This is a genomic window from Desulfarculus baarsii DSM 2075 (assembly GCF_000143965.1).
GTDB lineage: Bacteria > Desulfobacterota > Desulfarculia > Desulfarculales > Desulfarculaceae > Desulfarculus > Desulfarculus baarsii.
The window spans coordinates 1,277,241-1,303,033 of record NC_014365.1 but is presented as its reverse complement, the minus strand read 5'-3'; the positions used below and the strand labels follow the sequence as shown (position 1 = coordinate 1,303,033).

Genomic DNA, 25,793 nt, shown 5'->3' with positions numbered 1-25,793 from the left:
TGGCGCGGCCTGTCAATGCGCCTTGACGCCCGGCCCGGCCGGCGCTACCCTGACCCGAAGGCCAAAGCCACGCCAGCGCCAAGGGAGTCATCGCATGGACAATAGTCAGCTCATCATCGAAAAAGTCGAACAATATCGCCAGGAAATCATCGAAATCCAACGAGCGCTGGTGGCCACCCCGGCCCTGGGGCCCGACAACGGCGGCCAGGGCGAGGCGGCCAAGGCGGCCCTGGTCCAGGGCTGGCTGGAAGCCATGGGGCTGGCCGTCCAGCGCGTGGACGCCCCCGATCCCAGGGCGGCCGGCGGCGCGCGGCCCAACGTGGCGGCGACCTACCCCGGTGGGCCGGGGCGACGGGTCTGGGTGCTTAGCCACCTGGACGTGGTGCCGCCGGGCGACGCCGCGTTGTGGAGCTCCGACCCCTGGCGCCTGCGCGTCGATGGCGACAAGCTTTATGGCCGCGGCGTCAACGACAACCACGCCGGGCTGGTCAGTTCGCTCATCGGCCTGAAGGCCCTCATCGACCTGGGCATCAAGCCGGCCGGCGACGTGGGGCTGATCCTGGTCTCCGACGAGGAGACCAGCTCCAAACACGGCCTGGCCCACGTGCTGGAGGCGCGGCCCGATCTGTTTGGCCCCGACGACCTGATCATCGTGCCCGATTCGGGCCTGGAGGACGGCTCGGGCATCGAGGTGGTGGAAAAATCCATGCTCTGGCTGCGCGTGGAGGTGAGCGGCCGCCAGGTCCACGCCAGTATGCCCCACAAGGGCGTCAACGCCCTGCACGCCGCCGCCCGCATGATCTGCGCCGTGGGCGAAATCGCCGAACGCTATCCCCAGACCGACCCGCGCTTCGATCCGCCCGGCTCGACCATGCAGGCCACGCGCAAGGACGCCGGCGTGCAAAACATCAACACCGTGCCCGGCCGTGACGTGTTTTACCTCGATTGCCGCATGCTGCCGGGCATAAGCCTGGGCGAGGTCATCGCCGAGATCAGGCGCGTCTTCGAGGCCATCGCCGCCGAGGACGGGGCCACCGTCGACGTCGAGATCGTGCAAAAGTTGCAGGCCCCGCCGGCCACGCCCGACGAGGCGCCGGTGGTGCTGGCCCTGCGCCGGGCCGTCAAGCGCGTGCTGGGCCTGGAGGCCAGGCCCTATGGCATCGGCGGCGGCACGGTGGCGGCCTTTTTCCGCCAAAAGGGCCTGCCCGCGGCGGTCTGGCAGACGGCCGTGGACACCGCCCACATGCCAGACGAATGGATCAGCCTCGACGGCCTGATCAAGGACGCCGCCGTCTTCGCCCTGGTCTACGCCGGTTTCGAGGGCTGATGCGCCTGCTGCACAGCGCCGACTGGCACCTGGGCCGGGTGCTGCACGGGGCCCCGCTGATCGAGGACCAGGCCCACGCCCTGGATCAACTGACGGCCATCGCCGCCGACACGCGGCCCGACGCCGTCATCATCGCCGGCGACGTCTACGATCGCGCCGTGCCGCCGCCCGAGGCCGTCGAGCTTTTGGACGACACCTTGGCCCGGCTGGTGCTGGGCCACAAGCTCTTGGTCATCGTCATCGCCGGCAACCACGACAGCCCGCGCCGCCTGGGCTTTGGCGCGCGCCTGCTGGCCCATGGCGGCCTGCATGTTTTCGGCCCCTGCCAGGCCCGGCCAGCGCCGCTGATCCTGTCCGACGCCCACGGCCCGGTGGCCATCCACGCCCTGGCCCACGCCGAGCCGGCCGTGGTCCGCGCCGTCTTGGCCGACGAGGCCCCCCGCGACCACGACCAGGCCTTTGCCGCCCGTCTGGCCGATCTGGCCCCGGCCCCGGCCGGCGCGCGGCGGGTGCTGGCGGCCCACGCCTTCGTGGCCGGCGGGCTGGAGAGCCTCTCCGAGCGGCCGCTGTCGGTGGGCGGCTCGGGCGCTGTGGCGGTGGAGCGTTTTCGCGGCTTTGACTACGTGGCCCTGGGCCACCTGCACCGGCCCCAGCAAGTCAGCGGGGTCAACGCCCGCTACGCCGGCTCGTTGCTGAAATATTCGTTTTCCGAGGTCGATCAGCCCAAGTCGCTGAGTTTGGTCGAACTGGACGCCGCCGGACTGGCTGGCGTTGGGGCCATCGCCATCGAACCCCTGCGCGATGCGCGCATCATCGGCGGCCGGCTGGAGGAGCTTTTGGCCGATCCGCCCGCGACCGGCCGCCAGGATTATCTGCGCGTCGAGCTGCAAAATATCGAGCCGGTCATCGACGCCATCGGCCGGCTGCGCGCGGTCTATCCCAACGTGCTCCAGGTGACCCGCCCCCACCTGGCGACCGCGCCGGCCCAGGGCCAGATCGACCCCCGCCGCCTGGACGACGCCCAGATCTTCGCGGCGTTTTATCGCCAGACCACCGGCCAGGAGGCCACTCCGGCGATGCTCGAGGCCTTTGCCGCCGAGGCCCGCCAACTGCGCCGCCAGGAACGGGAGGCCCACTGATGCGCGTGGAGCGCCTTTGCCTGGAGGCCTTCGGGCCATTCATCCAGCGCCAGGAGATCGACTTTTCGCGGCTGGAGGGGCGCTCGCCGTTTTTGATCCAGGGCCCCACCGGCGCGGGCAAGACGACCATCCTTGACGCCATCTGCTTTGCCCTCTACGGCGCCAGCTCCGGCGGCGAACGCGAGGCCAGAAACTTGCGCTGCGATTTCGCGCCGGACCACGCCGCCACCGAGGTCTGCCTGGAGTGGTCCCTGGGCCAGCGGCGGTTTCGCGTGCTGCGTCGGCCAGAGCGCCTCCGGCCCAAAATACGCGGCGCCGGTTTCACCCGCCAGCCGGCCGAAGCCACCCTCTGGCGGCTGGACGATGGCCCGGCCAAGGTTTTGGCCAGCGGCTGGGCCCCGGTCGGCGAGGCCTGCCAGGAGCTGCTGGGCTTTAGCCAAGAGCAGTTTCGCCAGGTGGTGATCCTGCCCCAGGGCCAGTTTCGCCGGCTGCTGATGGCCGATTCCCGCGAGCGCGAGGCGGTGTTGGCCACGCTGTTCCAGACGGGCTTTTATCAGCGCCTGACCGAGGCGCTCAAGGAGCGAGCCCGCGGCGCGGCCGAGCAAATCCGCCAACTGCTCCAGGCCGGCCAGAACATCCTGGCCCAGGCCGAGGCGGAAAACGCCGACGCCCTGGCCGCGCGCATCGACGCCTTGGCCGAGGACTTGCGGCAAAACCAGGACGCGCGGGAGCGCCTGCGCCAGGCCGAACAAGCCGCTCGTCAGGCCCTGAATCAGGCCCAAGCCCAGGCCGCCGCCCTGGACGAACTGGCCCAGGCCCAAAGCGCCGCCGCCGATCTGGCCGCCCAAGCCCCGGCCATGGACCAACTGCGCCTGGCCCTGGCGCGGGCCCAAAGCGCCGCCGCCCTGGAAGACGTGGCGCAAAACAGCGGCCAAGCCGTTGATCACGCACAAAAATCGGCCGACGCGCTGGCCCTGCGCCAAGGGCTGGAAGCCAAGGCCGGCCAAGCGCTGCAAAAGGCCAGCGAGGCCCTGGAGGCCGAGCGCGCCCGCGAGGCAGAGCGCCAAAGCGCCCGCGAGCGGTTGGAGGGCCTGGCTGCCCTGGAAAAAACCGTGGCCGGATTAGAGCAAGCCGCCGCCGATTTGGCTCGGCTGCAACAAGAGGCCCAGGCCGCCCAACAGGCCCAGACCGCCGCCGAGGATGACCTGGCCGCGCGCCAGGCCCAAGCCCAGCAAGCCGCCGCCGCCCTGGAGCGGGCCCGCGCCCTGGCCGGCCAGTTGGATGGCCTGAAATCATTGGCCCAACAAACCGCCAGGCAGCGTCAAGACGCGCTGGCCTTGGCCGAGCTGGCCGCCCAAGGGCCGGGGCAGACCCGGGCCGCCGATTGGGCCGGGCAACAGGCCCGGGACGCCCAGGACGCCCTGGCCCAAGCCCAAGCTCGGCGCGACGAGTTGCTGCGCCTGTGGCGCGACGGCCAGGCCGCGGCCCTGGCCGCGGGGCTAGCGCCCGGCGCGCCCTGCCCGGTCTGCGGATCGACCAACCACCCAGCCCCGGCCGAGGGCGAGCCAAACGCGCCCGATCAAAAGGCCCTCGAGGCCGCCGAACAAACCGTGGAGCGCGCCCGCCAGGCCCTGGCCGATCGTGAACGCCAGGCCGAGCGGGCTGCCCGCGATTTGGTCGAACTGCGCCGCCGGCAAGAAGAGCTACGCCTGGCCCTGGGGCCCTTGGCCGAAGAATCGCCCGAAGAGCTGGCTCGCCGCGCCAACGAAGCCAACGAGCGCCTGGCCCAGGCCGATCGAGCCGGCCAAAGCCTGCCGGCCTTGCAGGCCGCCCAGGTCGCCGCTCAAGGCGCGCTGGCCCAGGCCCAAGCCGCCCTGCTGGCCGCCCAAGCCAGCTTCCAAGACCTGGCCCGCCAAACGGCCGCCCAACGGGCGCTCCACGCCGAGCGCGCGCAAAACACGCCCGAGCAACTGCGCCCGCCCGGGGCCCTGGCCCAGGCCAGCCGGCAAGCGCGGGATCAATTAACGCGCCTGGAAAGCGCCCTGGAGCGAGCCCGGACCACCCACGACTTGGCCTCGCGTGATTTGGCCGCCGCCCAGGCCGCGCGAGCCGCCGCCCAAGAGGCCGCCCAAGAGGCCGCCGCGCGAGCCGCCTTGGCCCAGGCGGAGTTGGCCCGACGCCTGGCCCTGGCCGGTTTCGCCAAAGAAGCGCAAATGACCGCCGCGCGGATGGAAGAAAAAACCATGGCCGAGGGCCAGCGCGCCCTGCAAGATTTCGCCGCCGCCCAGGCCGCCGCCGCCGGCCGCCTGGCCCGCGCCCAAGCCGCCGCCGCCAGCCTGAGCCGACCCGATCTGCCGGCCCTGGAGCTGGCCGCCAACCAGGCCGCCCAAGCGCTGGAGCGGGCCATCGACGCCGGCGGTCAGTTGGCCCAGCGCCTGCGCCAGGCCCGGGCCTGGCAAGACGAGTTGGGCCGTTTGACAAGCCAGGTCGCCACCTTGGAGCAAGACCACGGCGTCATTGGCCGGGTGGCCGAAGCGGCCGGCGGACAAAACGCCATGGGCGTGACCTTGCAGCGCTTCGTGCTGGCCACGCTTTTGGACGAAGTGCTGGAGGCGGCCTCGCGCCGCCTGGGCCGGATGAGCCGGGGTCGTTACGCCCTGCGCCGCGCCGTCGATCGCCAAGACCGCCGCAAGGCCGCCGGCCTGGACTTGATGGTCGACGACGACCATCACGGCTCGCAACGCCCGGTCAGCACCCTCTCGGGCGGCGAGAGCTTCCTGGCCTCGTTGGCCCTGGCCCTGGCCCTGGCCGAGGTGGTCCAGGCCCATGCCGGCGGCGTGCGGCTGGAGACGATCTTCATCGATGAAGGCTTTGGCAGCCTGGACGCCGAGGCCCTGGACCTGGCCATGGCCGCCTTGATCGACCTGCGCGACGGCGGCCGCGCGGTGGGCGTGATCTCCCACGTCGAAGAAATGAAGGAGCGCATCGACGCCCGGCTGGAGATCATCCCCAGCCGCCGCGGCAGCGTGGCCCGCCTGGCGCTCTGAAGCGGCGAGCGGGCCTTTCAGGCGTCGAGGGCCTGGCGGATGGCGGCGAGCAACTCCAACCGGCGATATGGCTTGGCCACGTAGCCGGCCGCGCCGGCCTCCAGGGCCTGGCGCATGTGGCCCTCGGCCAGATAGCCGCTGGCGATGATCACCTTGGCCTTGGGATCGATGGCCAGGATTTCCTTCAGGGCCTTGTGGCCGCCCATGCCGGGCATGCCCAGGTCCATCACCACCAAGTCCACGCGGCTCTCCGAGTCGCGAAAGATATCGATGGCCCGCTCGCCGCTGTCGGCGGTCAGCACCCGATAGCCCTCGGCCTCCAGCATCTCGCCGCTCAGCTCACGCAGGGCCGCCTCGTCATCGACCAGCAGAAGCGTCTCCGCGCCGCCGGCGATCGCCTCCACTTCGAAAGCGGGCGCTGCGAGGCGTTCGGCGTCCTCGCGGATGGCCGGCAGATAGCATTTGAACACCGTGCCTTGCCCCGGCTCGCTATAACAATAGATATGCCCGCCGTGGTTTTGCACCGCGCCATAAACCGAGGCCAGGCCCATGCCCGTGCCTTTGCCGATTTCCTTGGTGGTGTAAAAAGGCTCGAAGATGTGCTCCAGGATGTGCTTGTCGATGCCCACGCCGGTGTCGGAGACGGTCAAGCGCAGATAATCGCCGGCGGCCATGTGAAAATGGCTGGCCGCGTCTTTTTCGTCCAGACACACGTTGGCTGTCTCGATGATCAGCCTGCCGCCGTTTTGCATGGCGTCCTGGGCGTTGCTGGCCAGGTTGAGGATGATCTGCTCCAGTTGAGTGGCGTCGCCCTTGATCGTCCACGGCGTGGGCTCCAGGCGCAGCTCCACCGAGATCATCTTGGGGATGGCCCGCTCGATGATGGAAACGGCGTCGGTGACCACTTTGTTCAGGTTCAACGGCTGGGGATGGAACTCGACCTTGCGGCTGAAAAACATGATCTTTTTGATCAGGCGCCTGGCGCGGTCGGCGGCCCCGAGGATTTTTTCCAGCTCGGCCGGGGTGGCCGCTCCCTGCCTGGCGCGGTCCAGGGCCAGCTCGGCGTTGCCGGAGATGGCCGTGAGGATGTTGTTGAAATCGTGGGCGATGCCGCCGGCCAGGGTGCCGATGGCCTCCATTTTCTGGGCCTGGCGCAGTTGGGCCTCCAGGCGCTTGGTGTGGGTGACGTCGGTGAGGTTGACGACCATGCCCGTGACGCGGCCGGCCTCGTCCAAAACCCTGGCCGCGCTGATGACGATGTCGAGCAGGCGGCCGTCCTTGGTCAGGCGCTTGGTCTCCATGGTCACCGGCCCGCCGTGGGCGAACAGGTCTTTGATCGTGGCCACGACCGCCTCTTTCTGGTCGTCGGGCACGAAGGGGATGGCCTTGCCCAGCAGTTCCTCGGGCCGCCAGCCAAAGACCTGGCCAAAGGCCGGGTTGAGATAGGTGGCACGGCCTTGGCCGTCGTAGACCACCATGGGGTCGGGCATGGCCTCCACGATGGCGCTGAGCCGCCGCTCGTTGGCGCGCAGGGCCGCCTCGGTCCGCTTGAGCTCGTCCATGTCGCTGATGAAGCCCTCGACGGCCAGCAGCCGACCATCATCGCCGAAAACACCGCAGCCCCGCTCCCAAACCCACTTTTGCCCGCCCTGGGCGGTCTGGATGATGTAAATCAGCTCGAACACTTCACGACGCCCCAAGGCCCGCCGCACGGTCTGGGCGACCATCTCCCGGTCCTCGGGGCGGATGACCTGGGCGTAGGACACGCGCCCGCCGATCATCAATTCCTCGGGCCGATAGCCGGTCAGGGCCAGGCAACCCTGGCTGACAAACTCCATGGTCCAGTGTTCATCATTTCGGCAACGGTAGGCCATGCCCGGCAGGTTGGCCATGAGCGTGTGCAGGGTCCGTTCGCTCTCGCGCAGGGCCGCCTCGGCCTGCTTGCGCTCGGTGATGTCGATGTGCGAGCCCAGCATGCGCGTGGCCCGGCCCGCCTCGTCGCGCAGCACCGAGCCCTGGGCCATGATCCAGCGATACGAGCCGTCCTTGTGCCGAAAACGAAACTCCAACTGGAGCTTGGCGGCCCGGCCGTCCAGCGTCCGCTGGATCAACGCCATGGTCGGCGCCAGATCCTCGGGGTGGACACGGCTCTCCCACTCCGCGAAATCGTTGCCGATCTCGTGGTCCTCGAAGCCGATCTGGCGCTTCCACTCGGATGAATAAAAGACCTCGTCCGTATCCAGGCGCCAATCCCACAGGCCCACGTTGGCCGCCCGGACCGCCTCTTGCAGGCGTAGCGCCGCCTCGCGCAGGGCCTCGGCGGTGTTTTTGCTCTCGGTCACGTCGCGGGCGATGCCCACGTAGCCGATGATCGCGCCCTGGGCGTCGCGCAGCGGCGCGCCATTGGACACATGCCAGCGCCAGGATCCGTCGCGGCGCTGGACGCGGTATTCCACGCTGGATTGCTTTTGGCCGGTCTCCAGCACCTTGGTCAGAAACGCCCGGCACGCGCCCACGTCGTCGGGGTGCACGTATGGCTCGAATGTCTTGCCAAGGGCCTCCTCGGCCGGCTCGCCGAAATAATCGAACCAATTGGGCGTAATGTAAGTGAACGATCCCTCGGGCGACAGGGCGTAGACGATATCATTGGCGTTTTCCACGAAATACCGAAAGCGATATTCGCTTTCGCGCAGGGCCTCCTCGGCCTTTTTGCTTTCGGAGATATCCTGGGCGTGGGAGATGAAATGCAGCGGCTTTCCGGCGGCGTCGCGCACCAACGACAGCGAGACGCGCGCCCAGACCACCGCGCCGTCCTTGCGCAGATAACGTTTTTCGTACCTGGCCGAGGCTGCCTGGCCGGTCACGGTGCTGGCCACGTAATCCTTGCCGATGTCGCGGTCGTCGGGATGGGTGATCTCGTTGAAGTGCAGGCCGATCAGCTCGTCTTTGTCGTAGCCGAGCATGGCGGCGAATTGCTCGTTGGCCAGCACCAAACGGCCATCGACGCCGACGATGACCATGCCGATGTTGGCGTTGTCAAAGCTCAGCCGAAAGCGATTTTCACTGGCCGCCAGGCGCTTTTCGGTCTCGATGTATTTTTCGCCATCGGCCAGCAGCAGGGCCAGCAGCAACGTAACCACCGGGTAGATCAACATCACCGGCGCGGCGATGTTGGCCAAAACCATCTTGGCCGCCGTCCAGCCCAGGCTCAGCATGCCCAAAAGCATGGCCACGTGAACGACCACGCCGAAGACGTAGAGCCCCAGCGTCCCCAGTGACTTGCCGCGCCGGCGCAGCCACAGGTAATAAGCCGCGCCGATGCCCCCCGAGAGGCAAGCCACCAAAACGCCTGTTAAAACGCCCGAGCCGCCGTACCAGACGCGATAGGCCGCGGCCATGACCACCGCGATGGCCGCCGTCAGCGGGCCGCCAAAAAGCCCCGCCACGCCAAGCACCGCCGAGCGCGTGTCGAACACCAGCCCCGGCAACAGCGTCACCGGGTTGTACATCACCCCCAACGCCACCGCGCCGAAAAGCAGGCCCTTGTGGATTTGCCCGGCAATGGTGGACGCATCCCAACGACGCGCGATCAGGCTGTATAGATAGCCCAAAGCCAACAGCAGAACGGCGTTATACAGCAAATTGGCGAACATCGTTGGCGTCCAATTATTCTATATCTTGTAAGAAGTGTAAGCGGTTTTGCCAACTTCCGTCAAGGCGCATGCGCCGCCGCCGCCGATTGCGCCGGGCCACAGCCTAAGTTATAGTAACGTCATCGTCAACTTATGCCGGATGGAGAATCATGTCCGCGCCGCAAAGCATGGGCCAGTTTGTCAACGATCTGGAAAAACGCGGCTGGCTGAGGCGCATCGCCGAGGAGGTCGATCCGTTCCTGGAAGTGACGGCCCTCTGCGACCCGGTGATGAAGGCCGGCGGCCCGGCCCTGTTGTTCGAAAAAACCAAGGGCGGCGGCCGGCCCATCGCCATCAACCTGTTCGGCTCGCGCCAGCGCATGGCCGCGGCCCTGGGCGTCGAGCGCCTGGAGGACGTGGCCGCGCGCATCCGGGCGATGATGGAGATGGAGATCCCCGACGGCCTGTGGGCCAAGGTCAGAAGCGCCCTGCCCAAGCTCAAGCAGCTAGCCGCCTTCAAGCCCAAGGAGGTCAAAAACGCCTCCTGCCAAGAGGTTATCCTGGAAGGCGCGCGGGCCTCGCTGGACATTTTGCCCATCCTGACCTGCTGGCCCGGCGACGCCGGCCCCTTCATCACCCTGCCCCAGGTCATCACCGCCGATCCGCAGACCGGCCGCCAGAATATCGGCATGTATCGCATGCAGAAGTTCGGCCCCCAGACCACGGGCATGCATTGGCACAGGCACAAGGGCGGCGCGGCCCATCTGGCCAAGGCCCGTGCGTTGGGCCAAAAACTTCCCGTGGCCGTGGCCCTGGGCGGCCCGCCGGCCACCACCTACGCCGCCTGCGCGCCGTTGCCCGAGGCCGTTGACGAACTGATGTTTTCGGGGTTTTTGCTGGAAAGCCCCCTGCGGGTGACCAAGGCCGTCTCGTGCGATCTGCTGGTTCCCGCCGAGGCCGAGGCAGTCATCGAGGGCTATGTCGATCCGGCCGAGCCCATGCGCGTGGAAGGCCCCTTTGGCGACCACACCGGCTTTTACAGCCTGGAAGACAAATACCCCGTCTTTCACGTGACCCACATCACCCACCGCAAGGACTTCATCTATCCGGCCACCATCGTCGGCCGGCCGCCCATGGAGGATTTTTACCTGGGCCTGGCCACCGAGCGCATCTTTTTGCCGCTGTTGCAAGCCGTGCTGCCCGAGGTGGTCGATTACCACATGCCGGCCGAGGGCGTTTTTCACAACCTGGTGTTCGTGGCCATCGACAAGCAATATCCGGGGCACGCCTTCAAGGTGATGAACGCCCTGTGGGGCACGGGCCAGATGATGTTCGCCAAGGTGCTGGTGATCGTCGACAAGCACGTCAACGTGCAAGACCCCCAGGAGGCCTGGTGGGAGGCCTTGAACCACATCGACCCCCAGCGCGACGTGTTGTTCACGCGGGGGCCGGCCGACGCCCTGGACCACGCGGCCCAACTGCCCTGGCTGCACAGCAAGATGGGCCTGGACGGCACGCGCAAGACCGCCGACGAGGGCTTTCACCGGCCCTGGCCCGAGCGCGTGGAAATGACGCCCGAGGTGCAAAAAAAGGCCCTGGACAAGCTGAAAAAGTGGGGGCTGGCGTAGGGGAGATTATGGATATTATCTTTAATTTCAACACCGTTGCCGCAGAACAATCCTCATACTGGCAAGTTTGGGTAGGCGTTATTTTGACGGCTGTTGGCGCTATTTCCGCCGCCGTCAACAGCTATTTTGCACGGCAACTGCATGCGGAAACAAAGAGACTCCGCGAGGCGCAGATCGATCCAAAGCTCATAATGTATGTATATCAGAAGAAGGCAGACAAGAATACATCTGATTATAGAAAAGACATTTATATGTTACGCATAAAAAATATAGGTCACTCTATCGCGATGGATATCGGACTTGAATGCAACCATCCCGATATTACGAAATATAACAAAACACTTTTTAGTAAAAAATTCTCCCTTTCCCCAGAGCAAGAATTAGATTTCGAATTTTACGATGGGGAAAATGATCGCCTCGGGGTGTTGTTTCCTACAACATTTGGATACTCCGACGATGATATAAAAAATTTACCAACCATCGCTGGCGTGACGGTGACAGCAAGATACTTTAGTGAAACTAACCGCCAAAGGGAATTAACAACGCCACTTTGTGTAAATTTCAGCGTGATACCCAATATTGTACCCCAGAGATGACAATACCAGCTTACATGAAAACAAGCCTCGCATTTGCCCGCATCAAAGATTTTGGCGAGCTGGTCAAATTCAGCCACACCGTCTTTTTATTTCCCTTTGCCCTATCGGCGGTGGTGCTGGCCATGGGCCAGGCCACGCTGACCTGGGCCAAGGGCTTTTGGATCGTCGTGGCCCTGGTGGCCGCCCGCAGCGCGGCCATGGTCATCAACCGCATCGCCGATCTGCGCTACGACGCCCAAAACCCGCGCACCGCCGCGCGCCCCATGGTCAGCGGCCGGGTGAGCAAGCCCCTGGCCTGGGCCTGGCTGATCGCCGCCTGCGCGGCGTTTGTTTTGGCCTCGGCCATGCTGGGGCCGGCCTGCCTATATCTATCGCCGGTGGCCTTGGCCTGGGTGCTGGGCTACAGCTTTGCCAAGCGTTTCACGTTCTTGTGCCACATCTGGCTGGGCCTGGCCACGGCCCTGGCCCCGCTGGGCGCCTGGGTGGCCATGACCGGCGCGCTGGATTGGCCCATCGTGCTGCTGGCCCTGGCCGTGGCCTGCTGGGTGGGCGGCTTCGACATCATCTACGCCTGCCAGGATATAGACTTCGACCGCGCGCATAAGCTCCATTCGTTGCCGGCCCGCCTGGGCCTGCATGGCGCGCTGTGGATCAGCCGGGGCCTGCACCTGCTGGCGGCGCTGGGCTTTTGGGCCCTGGGGCCGCTGTTTGGCCTGGGGCGGATCTATCTGACTGGCGTGGCGCTGATCGCCCTGCTCTTGCTGGTCGAGCACGTCTTGGTGGCCGTCAAGCGGGCCAACATCCCCATGGCCTTTTTCACGGTCAACGGCGTGGTCTCCATCGCCTATTTCCTGTTTTTGCTGATCGACCGCCTGGCGAGCGCCTGATGGACAGCCTGGAAAACGACCTGCGTTTTTTGGGCGTGCTGGAAAAAGCCGCCGAGATCGCCCAAGACCTGGGCTCCGAGGCCGCCGTGCGCTACGTGCGCAGCAGCTATCACCTGCTATGCAAGGTCTACCACCCCGACCTGCACCGACGCCGCAGCGACGCCGCCAACCAGGGCCAAGTCCGCCTCAACCAGATCAAATGCCGCCTGGACCAGACCAGCGACGACGATCTGGCGCGTTTTTTGGGCCGGCGGGGTCAGGCCAGCGACGGTCACCCCCGGGTGCTGGTGGTCGAGGACGAGGACGGCCTCAAGGACAACCTGGCCGACCTGCTGGGCCTGGAGGGCTATCACGTGGCCACCGCCGCCAACGGCGCGCTGGGCCTGCGCGAGCACCTGATCTTTCGGCCGGAGTTGGTCATCACCGACGTGGTCATGCCCGTCATGAACGGCGTGGAGATGATCCGCCACCTGCGCCGTCGCGACGCCGCGCTCAAGGCCATCTTCATCAGCGGCTTTTTTGGCACCCACGCCGTGCGCGCCGAGCTGCGCGAGGAGATCGAGCGCCTGGGCTATCCGGCCCTGAGCAAGCCCTTCCGGCCCTCGCAGATCCTGGCCCTGGTGCGTCAGGCCCTGGCCTGAGGCCCACGGCGGCGCGAAAAAAGGCCGCCGCCCCGTGGGGCGATGGCCTGGAGGCTCGTTTTTCGCCGCGACCTAGAACGACCAGTTCAGACCCAGGCCCACGGTGGTGCGGGCCACGAACTCGGCCTGGGCGTAGAGCGACAAACCGTGACCCAACGCCACGTCCAAGCCGCACAGGGCCAGCAGCTCGTTGTCGCTTTTCATCTTGGCGTCGTAGTTGGCGTAGTAGCTCGGATCGCTTTTGCTGGTCCAACGACCGCTTTCCTTGGCCTCGAAGTAGCTGTAGCCCAGGCCCACGTAGGGGGTGACGGGGCCAAAGGGCATGGAGAGCGTGGCGGCCAGGTCGGCCTGCCAATAGTCCAGTTCCTCGTCGGTGGACCAATTTTGGTCGGCGCTGCGGCCGGTGACGTTGTCGCGCCAGTCGACCATCTTGCGGTTGTCGTAGCGCAGGTAGCGGGCCGCCAGGCCCAGAGCCAGGCCGTTATCGAGCTTGAAGGCCCGGGCCTTGGCCCCCACGCCCCAGACAAACTGGCTGCGCAGCTTGATCTCCCATTCTTCGGGGTAGTCTCTGTTGGTCTCGATGAGCTTGCCGCCATTGACCACGCCGGCCTGGGCGAAAACGCTCAGCCAATCGGCGACGCCATAGCTCAGGTTCAGCAGGTAGCATTGGTCGTTTTTGATCTTGCCGGAGTTTCTGCTATAGCCGGAATCTCCGTTGGAGTCGTCCGAGCGCAGGTCGAAGTCGGCGGTCTGTTGCTCGAACAGATAAGACAAATCCAGCCCCAGAGCGAACTGGCCCTTGGGCGTCATGGCGGCCGGATCGGCCAGGCTTTGGCCCCAGACCACCGCGGGTGAACAGAGAGCCAAGGCCCAAATCACGGCCAGCGCGCTCAGCGTGTTTTTGCGCATGAAACAGCCTCCTTTTATCGATAACGGACGGACGGATGAACCATCGCGCAACGCCACGCTTTCGCGAAAATGGCGCGCTTGGTTCGCGACGTTGGTCTACGCGGGATACGGCGTCAATTTAGGGGGATGGCGCTGGCTGTGTCAACAAAAAGTAACGCGCCGCGCGGAGTTAGGCCAGCCGGGCGCGCTCTTTAGCGCAGCACTTCGGTGAAAGGGCGCAGGTCTTCGAAGGGCAACAGCGTGCCCATGGCCCGGTTGCCGGTGGGCACGCCCACTTCCTCGACGGCGGCCATGGGGTTGAGCCCGCCCAAAACGATCATGCCCACCCGGCCCTGGGACACCGGCACCTCCAGCAGGGGCTGGCCGGGCCGGCCGATCATCAAGATGCCGCCCAGGCCGGCCCGCTCCATGCGCGCGCCCAGGCGGCGGGCGGCCTCGGCGGCCTGGGTGGGGATCTCGCGAAAACTGGCCCCGACCACGCCGTCGCCGGTGGCCGCGGCCTGGCTGACGCTGGTCATCTGGCCCTTGATGAAGATCTCCAGCGGATCGAGGGTGGTGCCGTCGTAGTTAATGATCTGCAAAAAGCGCTGGGGTTTGCCGCCGCGCATCTGCAGCAGGCCGCCGAAACGGTTGGTGGTGGGGATGCCCTCGGCCAGCAGCACGCCGTTGACGCTGATCGAACAGATGGTGGCCACGGCCATCTCGCCTGGTTGAACGACCAACCGACCCAGGCGCGCGCCGGCCCCGGCCAGGGCCAGGCGCTGGCCCATGCTCAGGCCGGCCTGATAGACCCGGCGCATGACCTCGATGGCGTGGCCGGCCCGGGCCGTCTCGAAGGTGGAGATGTTGACGACCACGCTGCCCTTGCCCTGGCGCAGGCGGAAATTCATGCCATAGGTCAGGGCGTCGGCCCGGGCGGCGACAAAGCCGACCTTGTCGACGACGTAGGCGCTCTCCAACTCGGCCTTGCCCCGCGTGGTGAGCTGGCGGCCCCGGCGGCCGACGCTTTCGGTGAGCCCCTCGGCGTCGGTGAGGTTGAGGTAATAGCGGATCGTCCGCTGGCTCATGTCCTTGCCGGCCAGATTGAGGGCGTGGGCGATGCGCGTGCCGCCCAGGGGGCGGTCGGCCTCGGCCAATACGCGCAGGATATCGAGCAGTTTGCGGCGGCTTCTTTCGTCCATCACGGCACTCCAAACTTGACGCCAGCCAAGGCTAGCCTCCGCCAGGGGCGCTGTCAAGCCAAAACGGCAATATTGCCGGGTTGATCGGGCCGGTTTTGGCAGGCCAGCGCCAACTTATATGTTGTGCGTCATTGTTAGTTGTGCTAATCAGCACGCAGTGAACGGCAAGTTTGCCCAAGACCCATTGACTGGCGGGGGCTATTGACAAAATGACATTTACGTGGCATAAATGCAGCCATTGCCGCATTGGGCGCGGTCAAGGCGAAACAAGCGGCAATCACGCGGGATTGCAACACAAATTTCTCGAGGGGGCGTCGTCGCCCTCTTTTGCCGCCACAACCGGAACATCGGGCGGAGACCGAGGCGGCCCACGGGCCAGCCAGGCCGGTGGGAGGGCTTTCGCGCCCGCGGGCCGACGCGGCCCGGCCACCAGTCGCTCCGACCCGGCGGGAGGCGTTTTTTTGCGCATCGCCCAGGCCCAGATCAACCCCACCGTGGGTGACCTGGCGGCCAACACGGCCATGATCCTCGACTACATGGCCCAGGCCCGCCAGGCCCAAGCGGGCGTGGTCTGCTTTCCCGAGCTGGCCGTTTGCGGCTATCCCCCCGAAGACCTGCTGCTCAAGCCGCGTTTTTTGGCCGACGCCCGGGCCGCCGTGGAGCGCCTGGCCCTGGCGGCGCGGGGCGTAACGGCGGTGGTGGGTTTTCCGCTGGCCGAGGGCGGGGTGGTGCGCAACGCCGCGGCCGTGCTGGCCGAGGGCCGGGTGGCGGCGGTCTATCGCAAGATCGAGCTGCCCAACTACGGCGTCTTTGACGAGCGGCGCTACTTCGCCGCCGGCGACGAGTGCCTGATCCTCGACATGGGCGGGACTGGCGTGCTGGTCTCGATCTGCGAGGACGTGTGGCTGGCCGGCAACCAAGTCGAGCGCGTGGCGGCCCAGGCCGGCGTGGGCCTGACGATCAACATCTCCGGTTCGCCTTTTCACGCCGGCAAGCTGGGCCAGCGCCTGGAGATCCTCGGCGGATTCGCCAGGCGTTCCGGCGCGGCCATGTGCTATGCCAACCTGGTCGGCGGCCAGGATGAGCTGGTCTTTGACGGCGGCAGCATGATCATCGACCCGGACGGCCAATTGAGCGCCTGCGCGCCGCGTTTCACTCAGGGGCTGTATATCCACGACCTGGAACTGCCGACGCGGCCGCCTCGGCCCACGCCCGGCGCGACGATCGTCCACGTGGCCGCTCCGGCCGCGCCAAGCGGCAAAATTGCCGCCCAAACCCGCGCGCCGGAGCTAAACACCGAAGACGAAGTGCTGGCCGCCCTGGGCCTGGGCCTGGCCGACTACGTGCGCAAAAACGGCTTTGGCAAGGTGACCCTGGGCCTCAGCGGCGGCATTGATTCGGCCCTGACCGCCGCCGTGGCCGTCAGCGCCCTGGGGGCCCAAAACGTGGTGGGCGTGACCATGCCCAGCCAATACACCTCGGGCGAGACCCTCTCCGACGCCCAACTGCTGGCCGCCAACCTGGGCGTGGAGCTGCTCACCGTGCCGTTGAAGGGCGTCTACGACGTCTTTATCGACCAGATGCGCCCGGCCCTGGGCCCAGGCCCCCTGGGCGTCGAGGCCGAAAACCTCCAAGCGCGCATCCGTGGGGCCATCCTGATGACCCTGTCCAACCGCTTTGGCTGGCTGGTGCTGACCACCGGCAACAAGAGCGAGACCGCCGTGGGCTATTGCACGCTCTACGGCGACATGGCCGGCGGCTTCGCCCTGATCAAGGACGTGCCCAAGACGCTGGTTTATCGCCTGGCCCGGCGGGTCAACCAACGGGCCGGCCGCGAGCTGATCCCCGCCAGCACCATCGAGCGACCGCCCTCGGCCGAGTTGCGCCCCGATCAGAAAGACACCGACTCGTTGCCCGAGTACGACGTGCTCGACCCCATCTTGCAGGCCTATGTCGAGCAGGACATGGTCCTCGACGAGATCGCCGCCCTGGGCCTGGCCGACAAGGACGTGGTGGCCAAGGTCGTGCGCATGGTCGATCTCAACGAATACAAGCGCCGCCAGGCCCCGCCGGGGGTGAAGATCACGCCCAAGGCCTTTGGCCGCGACCGGCGTCTGCCCATCACCAACCGCTACCGCCCGGGCTGGGAGGGTCAATGAACGTCTTGATTTTGCAGCATCATCCGGCCGAGCCGGCGGGCACGCTGGGCGCTTTTCTGGCCGACAAGGGTTGCGCCCTGGACGTGCGCCATCTTTACGCCGGCCAGGCCTTGCCGGCCGACGACGCCGGCTATGGCCTGATCGTCAGCATGGGCGGGCCCATGAACGTCTACGACGAAGCCGAGCACCCCTGGCTGGCCGCCGAGACTGCCCTGCTGCGCCGGGCCCTGTTGGCCGGCCGGCCGGTGCTCGGCGTGTGCCTGGGATCCCAGCTCATGGCCAAGGCCCTGGGCGCGCCGGTGACGCGTTCGCCGCGGCCGGAAGTGGGCTGGTTTCAGATCGAGCTGACCCCGGCCGGCCTGGCCGATCCCCTCTTGGCCGGGCTGGACGAGCGCCCCTGGGTGTTGCAGTGGCACAACGACATGTTTCACATCCCCGCCGGCGCGGAGTTGCTGGCCGCCTCGGAGCGCTGCCCCCACCAGGCCTTTCGCTTCGGCCGGGGCCACGCCCTGCAATTCCACGTGGAGGTCGACGCGGCCATCGTCGACCAGTGGTACGAAAACCCGGCCCAGCGCCAGGAAATCGCGCCTGGCTGGGCCGATCAAGGTAAAATAATGAACCAGCACGCCCAGCGGATTTACGGCAATCTCTGGGCCGCGCTTTCGGGCCGCTAGGGCCGCCGGGCGCGCCAACCGCCCCGGAACACAACCAAATACGCCGCCGGCAGCGGCGGTCAGCGCTAAGGACTGCAAGCACGATGACGCCTGGACAACCCAAGGACGATAGCCATCAACCCCGGCGTGGCGGACTGCCGCCCAAGGCCGGGCTCTACGACCCCTCGTTCGAGCACGATGCCTGCGGCGTCGGTTTCGTCGCCAACATCAATGGCGCCAAAACCCGCGACATCATCGACAAAGGCATCTCGGTGCTGATCAACCTGACCCATCGCGGCGCGGTGGGTAGCGATCCCGACACCGGCGACGGCGCGGGTCTGTTGTTCCAGGTGCCCGATGAATTTTTCCGCGGCCCCGACGCCGGCCTGGGCTTCGAGTTGCCGCCGGCGGGCCGCTACGCCGTGGGCATGGTCTTCATGCCCACCGACCGCTTCGCCAGCCGCGAATGCATGGAGATCTTCGAGGACGAGGCTCGCAAGAAAGACTGCGTGGTTCTGGGCTGGCGCGACGTGCCCCACGACCGCTCCACCGTCGGCCAGACGGCCCGGGCCAACTGTCCCGACGTCAAGCAGGTCTTCATCAGCGGCCCCGAGGAGGGCCAGGACGCCTTCGAGCTGCGCTTGTTCGTCATCCGCCGCAAGGTGGAAAAGCGCGTCAAGGCCTCCAGCGCCGATGGCGTGGCCATGTTCCACATCAACACCCTCAGCAGCCGCACCATCTGCTACAAGGGCATGATGCTGGCCCACCAGGTGCCCAGGTTCTACCCCGACCTGGCCAGCCCCAGCATGAAAAGCGCCCTGGCCGTGGTCCACCAGCGCTACAGCACCAACACCTTCCCCACCTGGGACTTGGCCCAGCCGTTTCGCTTTTTGGGCCACAACGGCGAGATCAACACCCTGCGCGGCAACATCAACAACATGCGCGCCCGCTACAGCACCCTCAGCCACGAGGCCCTGGGCCAGGATCTGCGCGAGATTCTGCCGATCATCATCGAAAGCGGCTCGGACAGCGCCTGTTTCGACAACATGCTCGAGCTTCTGGTGCTCACCGGCCGCAGCCTGCCCCACGCCATGATGATGATGGTCCCCGAGGCCTGGGGCGTCAAATACTACATGGGCAACGACCGCCGGGCCTTTTACGAATACCACGCCATGTTCATGGAGCCCTGGGACGGCCCGGCCGCCCTGGTGGCCACCGACGGCGTGCGGGTCTGCGCCACCCTCGACCGCAACGGCCTGCGCCCGGCGCGCTACGTCGTCAGCAACGACGGCTTCATCGTCATGGCCTCGGAGGTGGGCGTTCTGGACATCGCCGCCGACAACGTCGCCAAAAAGGGTCGGCTCAGCCCCGGCAAGATGATCATGGTCGACACCGAGCAGGGCCGCCTGCTGGGCGACGAGGAGGTCAAGGCCCACATCTGCCGGCGCAAGCCCTATCGCCGCTGGGTCACGGCCAACCGCGTGGAGCTGCGCGGCCTGTTCGACGGCAACGGCACGGTGAGCGTCGACAAGCAGACCCTGCTGGCCCGCCAGCGGGCCTTTGGCTACTCCCGCGAGGATCTGGACGTGATTTTGCGTCCCATGGTCCGCGACGGCAAGGAGCCGGTGGGCTCCATGGGCGACGACACGCCCCTGGCCGTGCTCTCCGACCGGCCGCGGCTGCTGTTCGAGTATTTCAAGCAGCTCTTCGCCCAGGTCACCAACCCGCCCATCGACCCCATCCGCGAGGAGCTGGTCATGAGCCTGACCACCTACATCGGCCGCCAGGGCAACCTGCTGGCCGAATCGCCCGAGCACGCCCGCATGCTCAAGGTGGCCTCGCCCATCCTCACCAACGAGGACATGGCCAACATCCGCGCCCACGGCCAGAGCGAATTCCAGAGCGTGACCCTGGACATCACCTTCGACCTCAACAAGGGCGCCTCCGGCGTGGACGCGGCCCTGGAGCGCCTGCGCCACCAGGCCGAGGAGGCCGTGCGCGGCGGTTGCGCGGTGTTGATCCTCAGCGACCGCGCCGTTTGCCACGACCGCGTGCCCATCCCCAGCCTACTGGCCACCTCGGCGGTCAACCAGCACCTGGTGGCCCAGGGCCTGCGCACCAGCGTGTCGTTCATCGTCGAATCGGGAGAGCCTCGCGAAGTGATGCATTTCGCGCTGATTTTGGGTTATGGCGCCACGGCGGTCAACCCCTACCTGGCCTTCGAAACCATCGCCGAAATGCTCGAAAGCGGCGATTTCCCGCCGGACATGTCCATCCAGGATGCGGTGGAGAACTACATCCTGGCCACCAAGAAGGGCCTGCTCAAGGTGCTCTCCAAGATGGGCATCAGCACCATGCGCTCCTATCGCGGGGCGCAGATCTTCGAGGCGCTGGGGCTTTCGCGCAATCTGGTCGAGAAGTACTTCACGGCCACGCCCTCGCGCATCGGCGGGCTGGAGATCGAAGACCTGGCTCTGGAGGCCATCGCCCGCCACGAGCACGGCTTCAACAACGCCATCTACGACGCGCCGGTTTTGGACAGCGGCGGCCGCTACGCCCTGCGCCGCGACGGCGAGCGCCACGCCTGGACGCCCGACACCATCCGCTTCTTGCAGCAGGCCGCCCGCGAAAACGACCCCGAGGCCTACGAAAAGTTCGCCAGGCTGATCAACCAGCGCGACGAGGAGCTGACCACCCTGCGCAGCCTGTTCGACTTCGCCCCGGCCACGCCCGTGGACATCGATACGGTCGAGCCGGCCAGTCAGATCGTCAAGCGCTTCGTCACCGGGGCCATGAGCTTCGGCTCCATCAGCCGCGAGGCCCACGAGGCCATGGCCATCGCCATGAACCGCCTGGGCAGCCGCAGCAACAGCGGCGAGGGCGGCGAGGACCGCAAGCGCTACCTGCCCCTGCCCAACGGCGACAGCCTGTGCAGCCAGACCAAGCAGGTGGCCTCGGGCCGCTTCGGCGTGACCAGCGAATACCTGGCCAACTGCACCGAGATCCAGATCAAGATGGCCCAGGGGGCCAAGCCCGGCGAGGGCGGTCAGTTGCCCGGCCACAAGGTCAACGTCGAGATCGCCAGCGTCCGCAACTCCACCCCGGGCGTCAGCCTCATCTCGCCGCCGCCCCACCACGACATCTATTCCATCGAAGACCTGGCCCAGCTCATCTTCGACCTGAAAAACGCCAACCCCCTGGCCCGCATCAACGTCAAGCTGGTCAGCGAGGTGGGCGTGGGCACCATCGCCGCCGGCGTGGCCAAGGGTCACGCCGACGCGGTGCTGATCTCCGGCGGCGACGGCGGCACCGGGGCCAGCCCGCTGTCCAGCGTCAAGCACGCCGGCCTGCCCTGGGAGTTGGGCCTGGCCGAGACCCACCAGGTGCTGGTCAAAAACGACCTGCGCGGGCGCATCGTGGTGCAGACCGACGGCACCATGCGCACCGGCCGCGACCTGGCCATCGCCGCCCTGTTGGGGGCCGAGGAATACGGCTTCGGCACGGCCGCGCTGATCGTTTTGGGCTGCGTGATGATGCGCAAGTGCCACAGCAACACCTGCCCGGTGGGCGTGGCCACCCAGGATCCGCGCCTGCGCAAGCGCTTCACGGGCAAGCCGGAATATCTGGTCAACTACTTCTACTTCATGGCCGAGGAGATGCGCCGGATCATGGCCAGCCTGGGCCTGCGTAGCGTCGACGAGATGATCGGCCGGGCCGACCTGCTGAGGATGCGCGACGGCGTCGGCCACTGGAAGGCGCGCAAGCTCGACTTCGGGGCCATCTTCAGCGTGCCGCCCGAGTCCAAGATCCACGCCGTGCGCAAGGTGCAAGAGCAAGACCACGCCATCGACAAGATCCTCGACCGCCAGCTTATCGCCCAGTGCCTGCCGGCCCTGGAGAAAAAGCAGCCCGTGCAGTTGGATCTGCCCATCGGCAACCTGAACCGCACCGCCTGCACCATGCTCAGCTACGAGATCAGCAAGCGCCACGGCGCCGAGGGCCTGCCCGAGGACTACATCGTCTTGAACATGCGCGGTTCGGCCGGCCAGAGCCTGGCCGCCTTCGGGGCCAAGGGCCTGACGGTGATCGTCGATGGCGACACCAACGACTACGTGGGCAAGGGCCTCAGCGGGGCCAAGATCGTCGTGCGGCCGCCGCGCGGGGCCGCTTTTGATTGGGCCAAAAACGTCATCGTCGGCAACGTGGCCCTCTATGGAGCCACCGCCGGCGAGGTCTACTTCGCCGGCCTGGCCGGCGAGCGCTTCGCCATCCGCAACAGCGGAGCCATGGCCGTGGTCGAGGGCGTGGGCGACCACGGCTGCGAGTACATGACCGGCGGCCGCGTGGTTGTCCTGGGCCGCACGGGCGTCAACTTCGCCGCCGGCATGAGCGGCGGCATCGCCTATGTCTACGACCCGGACCAGGATTTCGACCTGCGTTGCAACCTGGACATGATCGACATCGAACCCCTGGCCGAGCGGGCCGACATCGCCCTGCTGCGCCAGTTGATCGAAAACCACCTGAAATACACCGGCAGCCCCAAGGCCAAATGGATGCTTGAGAACTGGGACGGCGTGCTTCCGCTGTTCGTGCGCGTGATGCCCATGGAATACCGCCGGGCGCTCAAGCAGATGGCCGAGGAGGACATGGCCTCGCGGCGCACGCAGGCCGAACAGGTGCATTTGGGCTAACCGGCCGCGCCCAGGCAAAAGGCGGCGCGACAAGGACAAAGGCGAACAGGTGGCGTAAATGGGAAAGCCGGACGCATTCATCGAGACCAAGCGCAAGAATTTCGACAAGCAAGGCATCAACCAACGCCTGGGGCATTTCTGCGAGTTTTATCTGCCCCTGGCCGAGGACGAGCTGCGCCAACAGGCCAGCCGCTGCATGGATTGCGGCGTGCCGTTCTGCCACTCCTTTGGCTGCCCGCTGGGCAACCTGATCCCCGAGTGGAACGACCTGATCTTTCGCGGCCACTGGAAAGAGGCCTGCGAGCTGTTGCACAGCACCAACAACTTCCCCGAGTTCACCGGCCGGCTCTGCCCGGCCCTGTGCGAGGCCGCCTGCACCCTGGGCTTGAACAGCCAGGCGGTGACGGTGCGGCAAAACGAATATTCCATCGTCGAGCGCGGCTGGTCGGAGGGCTGGATCAAGCCCCAACCGCCCCGGCGCGAAAGTGGCAAATCCGTGGCCGTGGTGGGTTCGGGCCCAGCGGGCATGGCCGCCGCCCAGCAACTGCGCCGGGCCGGCCACGCGGTGGCGCTTTTTGAAAAAGCGCCGCGCCTGGGCGGCATTCTGCGCTTTGGCATCCCCGACTACAAGCTGGACAAGTGCATCATCGACCGCCGCCTGGAGCAGATGAAGGCCGAGGGCGTGATCTTCGAGGCGGGCGTCAACGTGGGCGTGGACGTCTCGCCGGCCTATCTGATGAAGCGCTACGACGCGGTGTGCATCTGCATCGGCGCCAGCGTGCCCCGCGATCTGCCCGTGCCCGGCCGCGAACTGGCCGGGGTGCACTTTGCCATGGACTACCTTGTCCAGCAAAATTATCGCAACGCGGGTCTGGCCATCGACGGCCCGGAGATCACGGCCAGGGACAAGCACGTGGTGATAATCGGCGGCGGCGACACCGGAGCCGACTGCCTGGGCACGGCCCTGCGCCAGGGGGCGCTCAGCGTGCATCAGTTCGAGATCATGCCCCGGCCGCCGGCCTGCCGCGACGCCTCCACGCCCTGGCCCCAGTGGCCGCTGATGCTGCGCAACAGCACCTCCCACGAGGAGGGCGGCGAACGCCGCTGGTGCGTGGAGACCAGCGAGTTTTTGGGCCGCGAAGGGGTGCTGACGGGCCTGCGCGGCCACGAGGTGGCGTGGGCGCCGGGGGCGCGTTCCTGTCAGTTGGTGGAGGGCAGCCAGTTCGAGATGGAGGCCGACCTGGTCTTGCTGGCCATGGGCTTTGTCCATCCGCGAAAAATGGGCCTGCTGGACCAGATGGGCCTGAAGCTCGACGCCAGGGGCAACGTGCAAACCGACGCGGCCATGGCCACCTCCACGCCGGGGGTCTTCGCCGCCGGCGACGCCAACACCGGTCAGTCGTTGGTGGTCTGGGCCCTGTCGGCCGGCCGGCGCATGGCCCATTTCGTGGACGCCTACCTGATGGGCTCGTCAAATCTGCCCTGCCCGGATTTGATGAGCCGTTAGGCCTAGCGGCGGTCGGCCGAGGTTACATTTTTGTCGCAAAAACTGGCCACGGCCGGCCGCATAGAATAAAATCATGACCAAAGCCAAGGTTCTGCCGCTCAACGGAAAACGCAAGGTTGGAAAGACGGGCATGAAAACACAGGCCGCGCCTGAAAATATCCGTAGGGAAGTCCAAGAGTTGCAAATGCTGTTCAAGATCAGCCAGCTTCTGGAGACGTCCCTGGACCTGCGCGACGTGATGCAGCCGGTGCTGGAGCTGATGTCCGAGCAAATGGACATGCTGCGCGGCACCATCACCTTGCTCAACCGCGAGACCGGCGAACTGATGATCGAGGCCGCCCACGGCCTCAGCGCCAAACAGCGCCAGCGCGGCCGCTATCAGTTGGGCGAGGGCATCACCGGCAAGGTGGTGCAGACCGGCCGGCCGATGATCGTCAAGGATATCAGCGAGGAGCCCGAGTTCCTCGACCGCACCGGCGCGCGTAGCGGCCTGGACCGCCGCGACATCTCCTTCATCTGCGTGCCGGTCAAGATCGGCCAGGAGGTCATCGGCGCGCTGAGCGTCGATCGGCTCTACGCCGACGAGGACAGCCTGGAGGAAGAGGTCCGCCTGCTGGGCGTGATCTCTTCGATGGTGGCCCAGGCGGTGACGCTGCGCCGCAAATCCATGGAGGAGCGCGAGCGCCTGCTCGAGGAAAACAAGCGCCTGCAAGACAAGCTCAAGGACCGCTTCCACCCGGCCAACATCATCGGCAACTCCAAGGTGATGCAGGACGTCTACGACCTCATCGGCCAGGTCTCCATGAGCGACGCGACGGTGCTCATCCGCGGCGAGAGCGGCACGGGCAAGGAGCTGGTGGCCCACGCCATCCACTTCAACAGCCTGCGCGGCCAGCGGCCCTTCATCCGCGTCAACTGCGCGGCCCTGCCCGAGACGGTCATCGAAAGCGAGCTGTTCGGCCACGAAAAAGGCGCCTTCACCGGCGCGTTGCAACAGCGCAAGGGCCGCTTCGAGCTGGCCGACGGCGGCACGATCTTTTTGGACGAGGTGGGCGACCTTTCGCCGACGGTGCAGGTCAAGCTGCTGCGCGTGTTGCAGGAAAAAGAATTCGAGCGCGTGGGCGGCAACCAGACGATCAAGGTCGACGTGCGCATCCTCACCGCCACCAACCGCGATCTGGAAGACCTGGCGGCCCATGGCCAGTTCCGCCAAGATCTATACTATCGCCTGAACGTCTTTCCCATCCACCTGCCGCCGCTGTGCGAGCGGGGCAGCGACATTTTGCTGCTGGCCAACCATTTTGTCGAAAAATTCAGCCGGGCGGCGGGCAAGGACATCAAGCGCATCTCCACCCCGGCCATCGACATGCTCATGAGCTATCACTGGCCCGGCAACGTGCGCGAGCTGGAAAACTGCATCGAGCGGGCGGTGATCCTCAGCACCGACGACGTGGTCCACGGCCACCATCTGCCGCCGACCCTGCAGACGGCCGAGGCCAGCGGGACGGTGCTCAAGGGCTCGTTGCAAGAATCGCTGGACAACCTGGAGCGCGAGCTGATCATCGAGGCGTTGAAGAATTCGCGGGGCAACAAGGCCAAGGCGGCGCGGACCCTGGGCGTCACCGAGCGAATCATGGGCCTGCGCGTCGAGCGCTTCGGCATCGACCCCCGGAGATTCCGCACCACTCCGTAGGCCACCACACAAGTTCTTACATTTTTGTAGCCTTTCCACGGCCGCCAGGTTTTCGACCAGGCGGCCTTCTTTTTGCCAACATCACGTATTAACGCACTTTTTG

General features: G+C 66.5%; 15 protein-coding genes. 12 read left to right on the top strand and 3 right to left on the bottom strand.

What is annotated here, in order from left to right:
• Positions 1-94 precede the first annotated feature (94 nt).
• From DEBA_RS05805 to DEBA_RS05795, 3 genes are read left to right on the top strand one after another with little or no spacing between them, the layout of a single operon-like run.
• Positions 95-1,327, top strand: a complete 1,233-nt coding sequence (locus DEBA_RS05805; protein ID WP_013257985.1) for a M20 family metallo-hydrolase — start codon at positions 95-97, stop codon at positions 1,325-1,327.
• Positions 1,327-2,466 carry an exonuclease SbcCD subunit D gene (locus DEBA_RS05800; RefSeq protein WP_013257984.1) on the top strand — a complete coding sequence of 380 codons (1,140 nt, stop codon included), beginning with the start codon at positions 1,327-1,329 and terminating at the stop codon, positions 2,464-2,466. Before DEBA_RS05805 ends, DEBA_RS05800 begins: the two co-directional genes overlap by 1 nt.
• Complete coding sequence (locus DEBA_RS05795; RefSeq protein ID WP_013257983.1) at positions 2,466-5,513, top strand: AAA family ATPase; 3,048 nt, start codon at positions 2,466-2,468, stop codon at positions 5,511-5,513. Before DEBA_RS05800 ends, DEBA_RS05795 begins: the two co-directional genes overlap by 1 nt.
• Before the next feature lie 17 nt (positions 5,514-5,530).
• Here DEBA_RS05795 and DEBA_RS05790 read toward each other — a convergent pair whose 3' ends face one another.
• Complete coding sequence (locus tag DEBA_RS05790; protein ID WP_013257982.1) at positions 5,531-9,166, bottom strand: PAS domain S-box protein; 3,636 nt, start codon at positions 9,164-9,166, stop codon at positions 5,531-5,533.
• Between the two features lie 149 nt (positions 9,167-9,315).
• Between DEBA_RS05790 and DEBA_RS05785 the strand changes: the two genes are divergently transcribed.
• Genes DEBA_RS05785 through DEBA_RS16875 form a run of 4 tightly spaced genes read left to right on the top strand, consistent with a single transcriptional unit; the run spans position 9,316 to position 12,897 of the window.
• Entirely contained in the window at positions 9,316-10,773 is a 1,458-nt protein-coding gene (locus DEBA_RS05785) for a menaquinone biosynthesis decarboxylase (RefSeq protein WP_013257981.1), read from the top strand.
• Between the two features lie 8 nt (positions 10,774-10,781).
• On the top strand, positions 10,782-11,369 hold the full coding sequence (locus tag DEBA_RS18075; protein WP_148227799.1) for a hypothetical protein: 588 nt from the start codon (positions 10,782-10,784) through the stop codon (positions 11,367-11,369).
• Positions 11,370-11,383: 14 nt separating this feature from the next.
• Positions 11,384-12,256: a 4-hydroxybenzoate octaprenyltransferase gene (locus DEBA_RS05780; RefSeq protein ID WP_013257980.1), complete on the top strand. Its 873-nt coding sequence runs from the start codon at positions 11,384-11,386 to the stop codon at positions 12,254-12,256.
• Complete coding sequence (locus DEBA_RS16875; protein ID WP_013257979.1) at positions 12,256-12,897, top strand: response regulator; 642 nt, start codon at positions 12,256-12,258, stop codon at positions 12,895-12,897. The genes DEBA_RS05780 and DEBA_RS16875 overlap by 1 nt, the downstream gene beginning before the upstream one ends.
• A gap of 72 nt (positions 12,898-12,969) precedes the next feature.
• Here the strand turns inward: DEBA_RS16875 and DEBA_RS05770 are convergent, their stop codons facing one another.
• Positions 12,970-13,806 carry a hypothetical protein gene (locus tag DEBA_RS05770; RefSeq protein WP_013257978.1) on the bottom strand — a complete coding sequence of 279 codons (837 nt, stop codon included), beginning with the start codon at positions 13,804-13,806 and terminating at the stop codon, positions 12,970-12,972.
• 191 nt (positions 13,807-13,997) lie between these two features.
• Positions 13,998-14,987: a DUF128 domain-containing protein gene (locus DEBA_RS05765; protein WP_013257977.1), complete on the bottom strand. Its 990-nt coding sequence runs from the start codon at positions 14,985-14,987 to the stop codon at positions 13,998-14,000.
• A gap of 461 nt (positions 14,988-15,448) precedes the next feature.
• Between DEBA_RS05765 and DEBA_RS05760 the strand changes: the two genes are divergently transcribed.
• The 5 genes from DEBA_RS05760 (at position 15,449) to nifA (ending at position 25,690) form a co-directional block, all read left to right on the top strand.
• Entirely contained in the window at positions 15,449-17,146 is a 1,698-nt protein-coding gene (locus DEBA_RS05760; protein ID WP_013257976.1) for an NAD+ synthase, read from the top strand.
• Positions 17,143-17,820, top strand: a complete 678-nt coding sequence (locus DEBA_RS05755; protein ID WP_013257975.1) for a type 1 glutamine amidotransferase — start codon at positions 17,143-17,145, stop codon at positions 17,818-17,820. Before DEBA_RS05760 ends, DEBA_RS05755 begins: the two co-directional genes overlap by 4 nt.
• An 83-nt stretch (positions 17,821-17,903) precedes the next feature.
• Positions 17,904-22,490 carry a glutamate synthase large subunit gene (gene gltB, locus DEBA_RS05750; RefSeq protein ID WP_013257974.1) on the top strand — a complete coding sequence of 1,529 codons (4,587 nt, stop codon included), beginning with the start codon at positions 17,904-17,906 and terminating at the stop codon, positions 22,488-22,490.
• Positions 22,491-22,548: 58 nt separating this feature from the next.
• Positions 22,549-23,997 carry a glutamate synthase subunit beta gene (locus tag DEBA_RS05745; RefSeq protein WP_013257973.1) on the top strand — a complete coding sequence of 483 codons (1,449 nt, stop codon included), beginning with the start codon at positions 22,549-22,551 and terminating at the stop codon, positions 23,995-23,997.
• Positions 23,998-24,127: 130 nt separating this feature from the next.
• The gene (gene nifA, locus DEBA_RS05740) at positions 24,128-25,690 is read left to right on the top strand and encodes a nif-specific transcriptional activator NifA (protein ID WP_043815275.1); all 1,563 of its coding nucleotides are present in this window, start codon (positions 24,128-24,130) and stop codon (positions 25,688-25,690) included.
• Positions 25,691-25,793 lie beyond the last annotated feature (103 nt).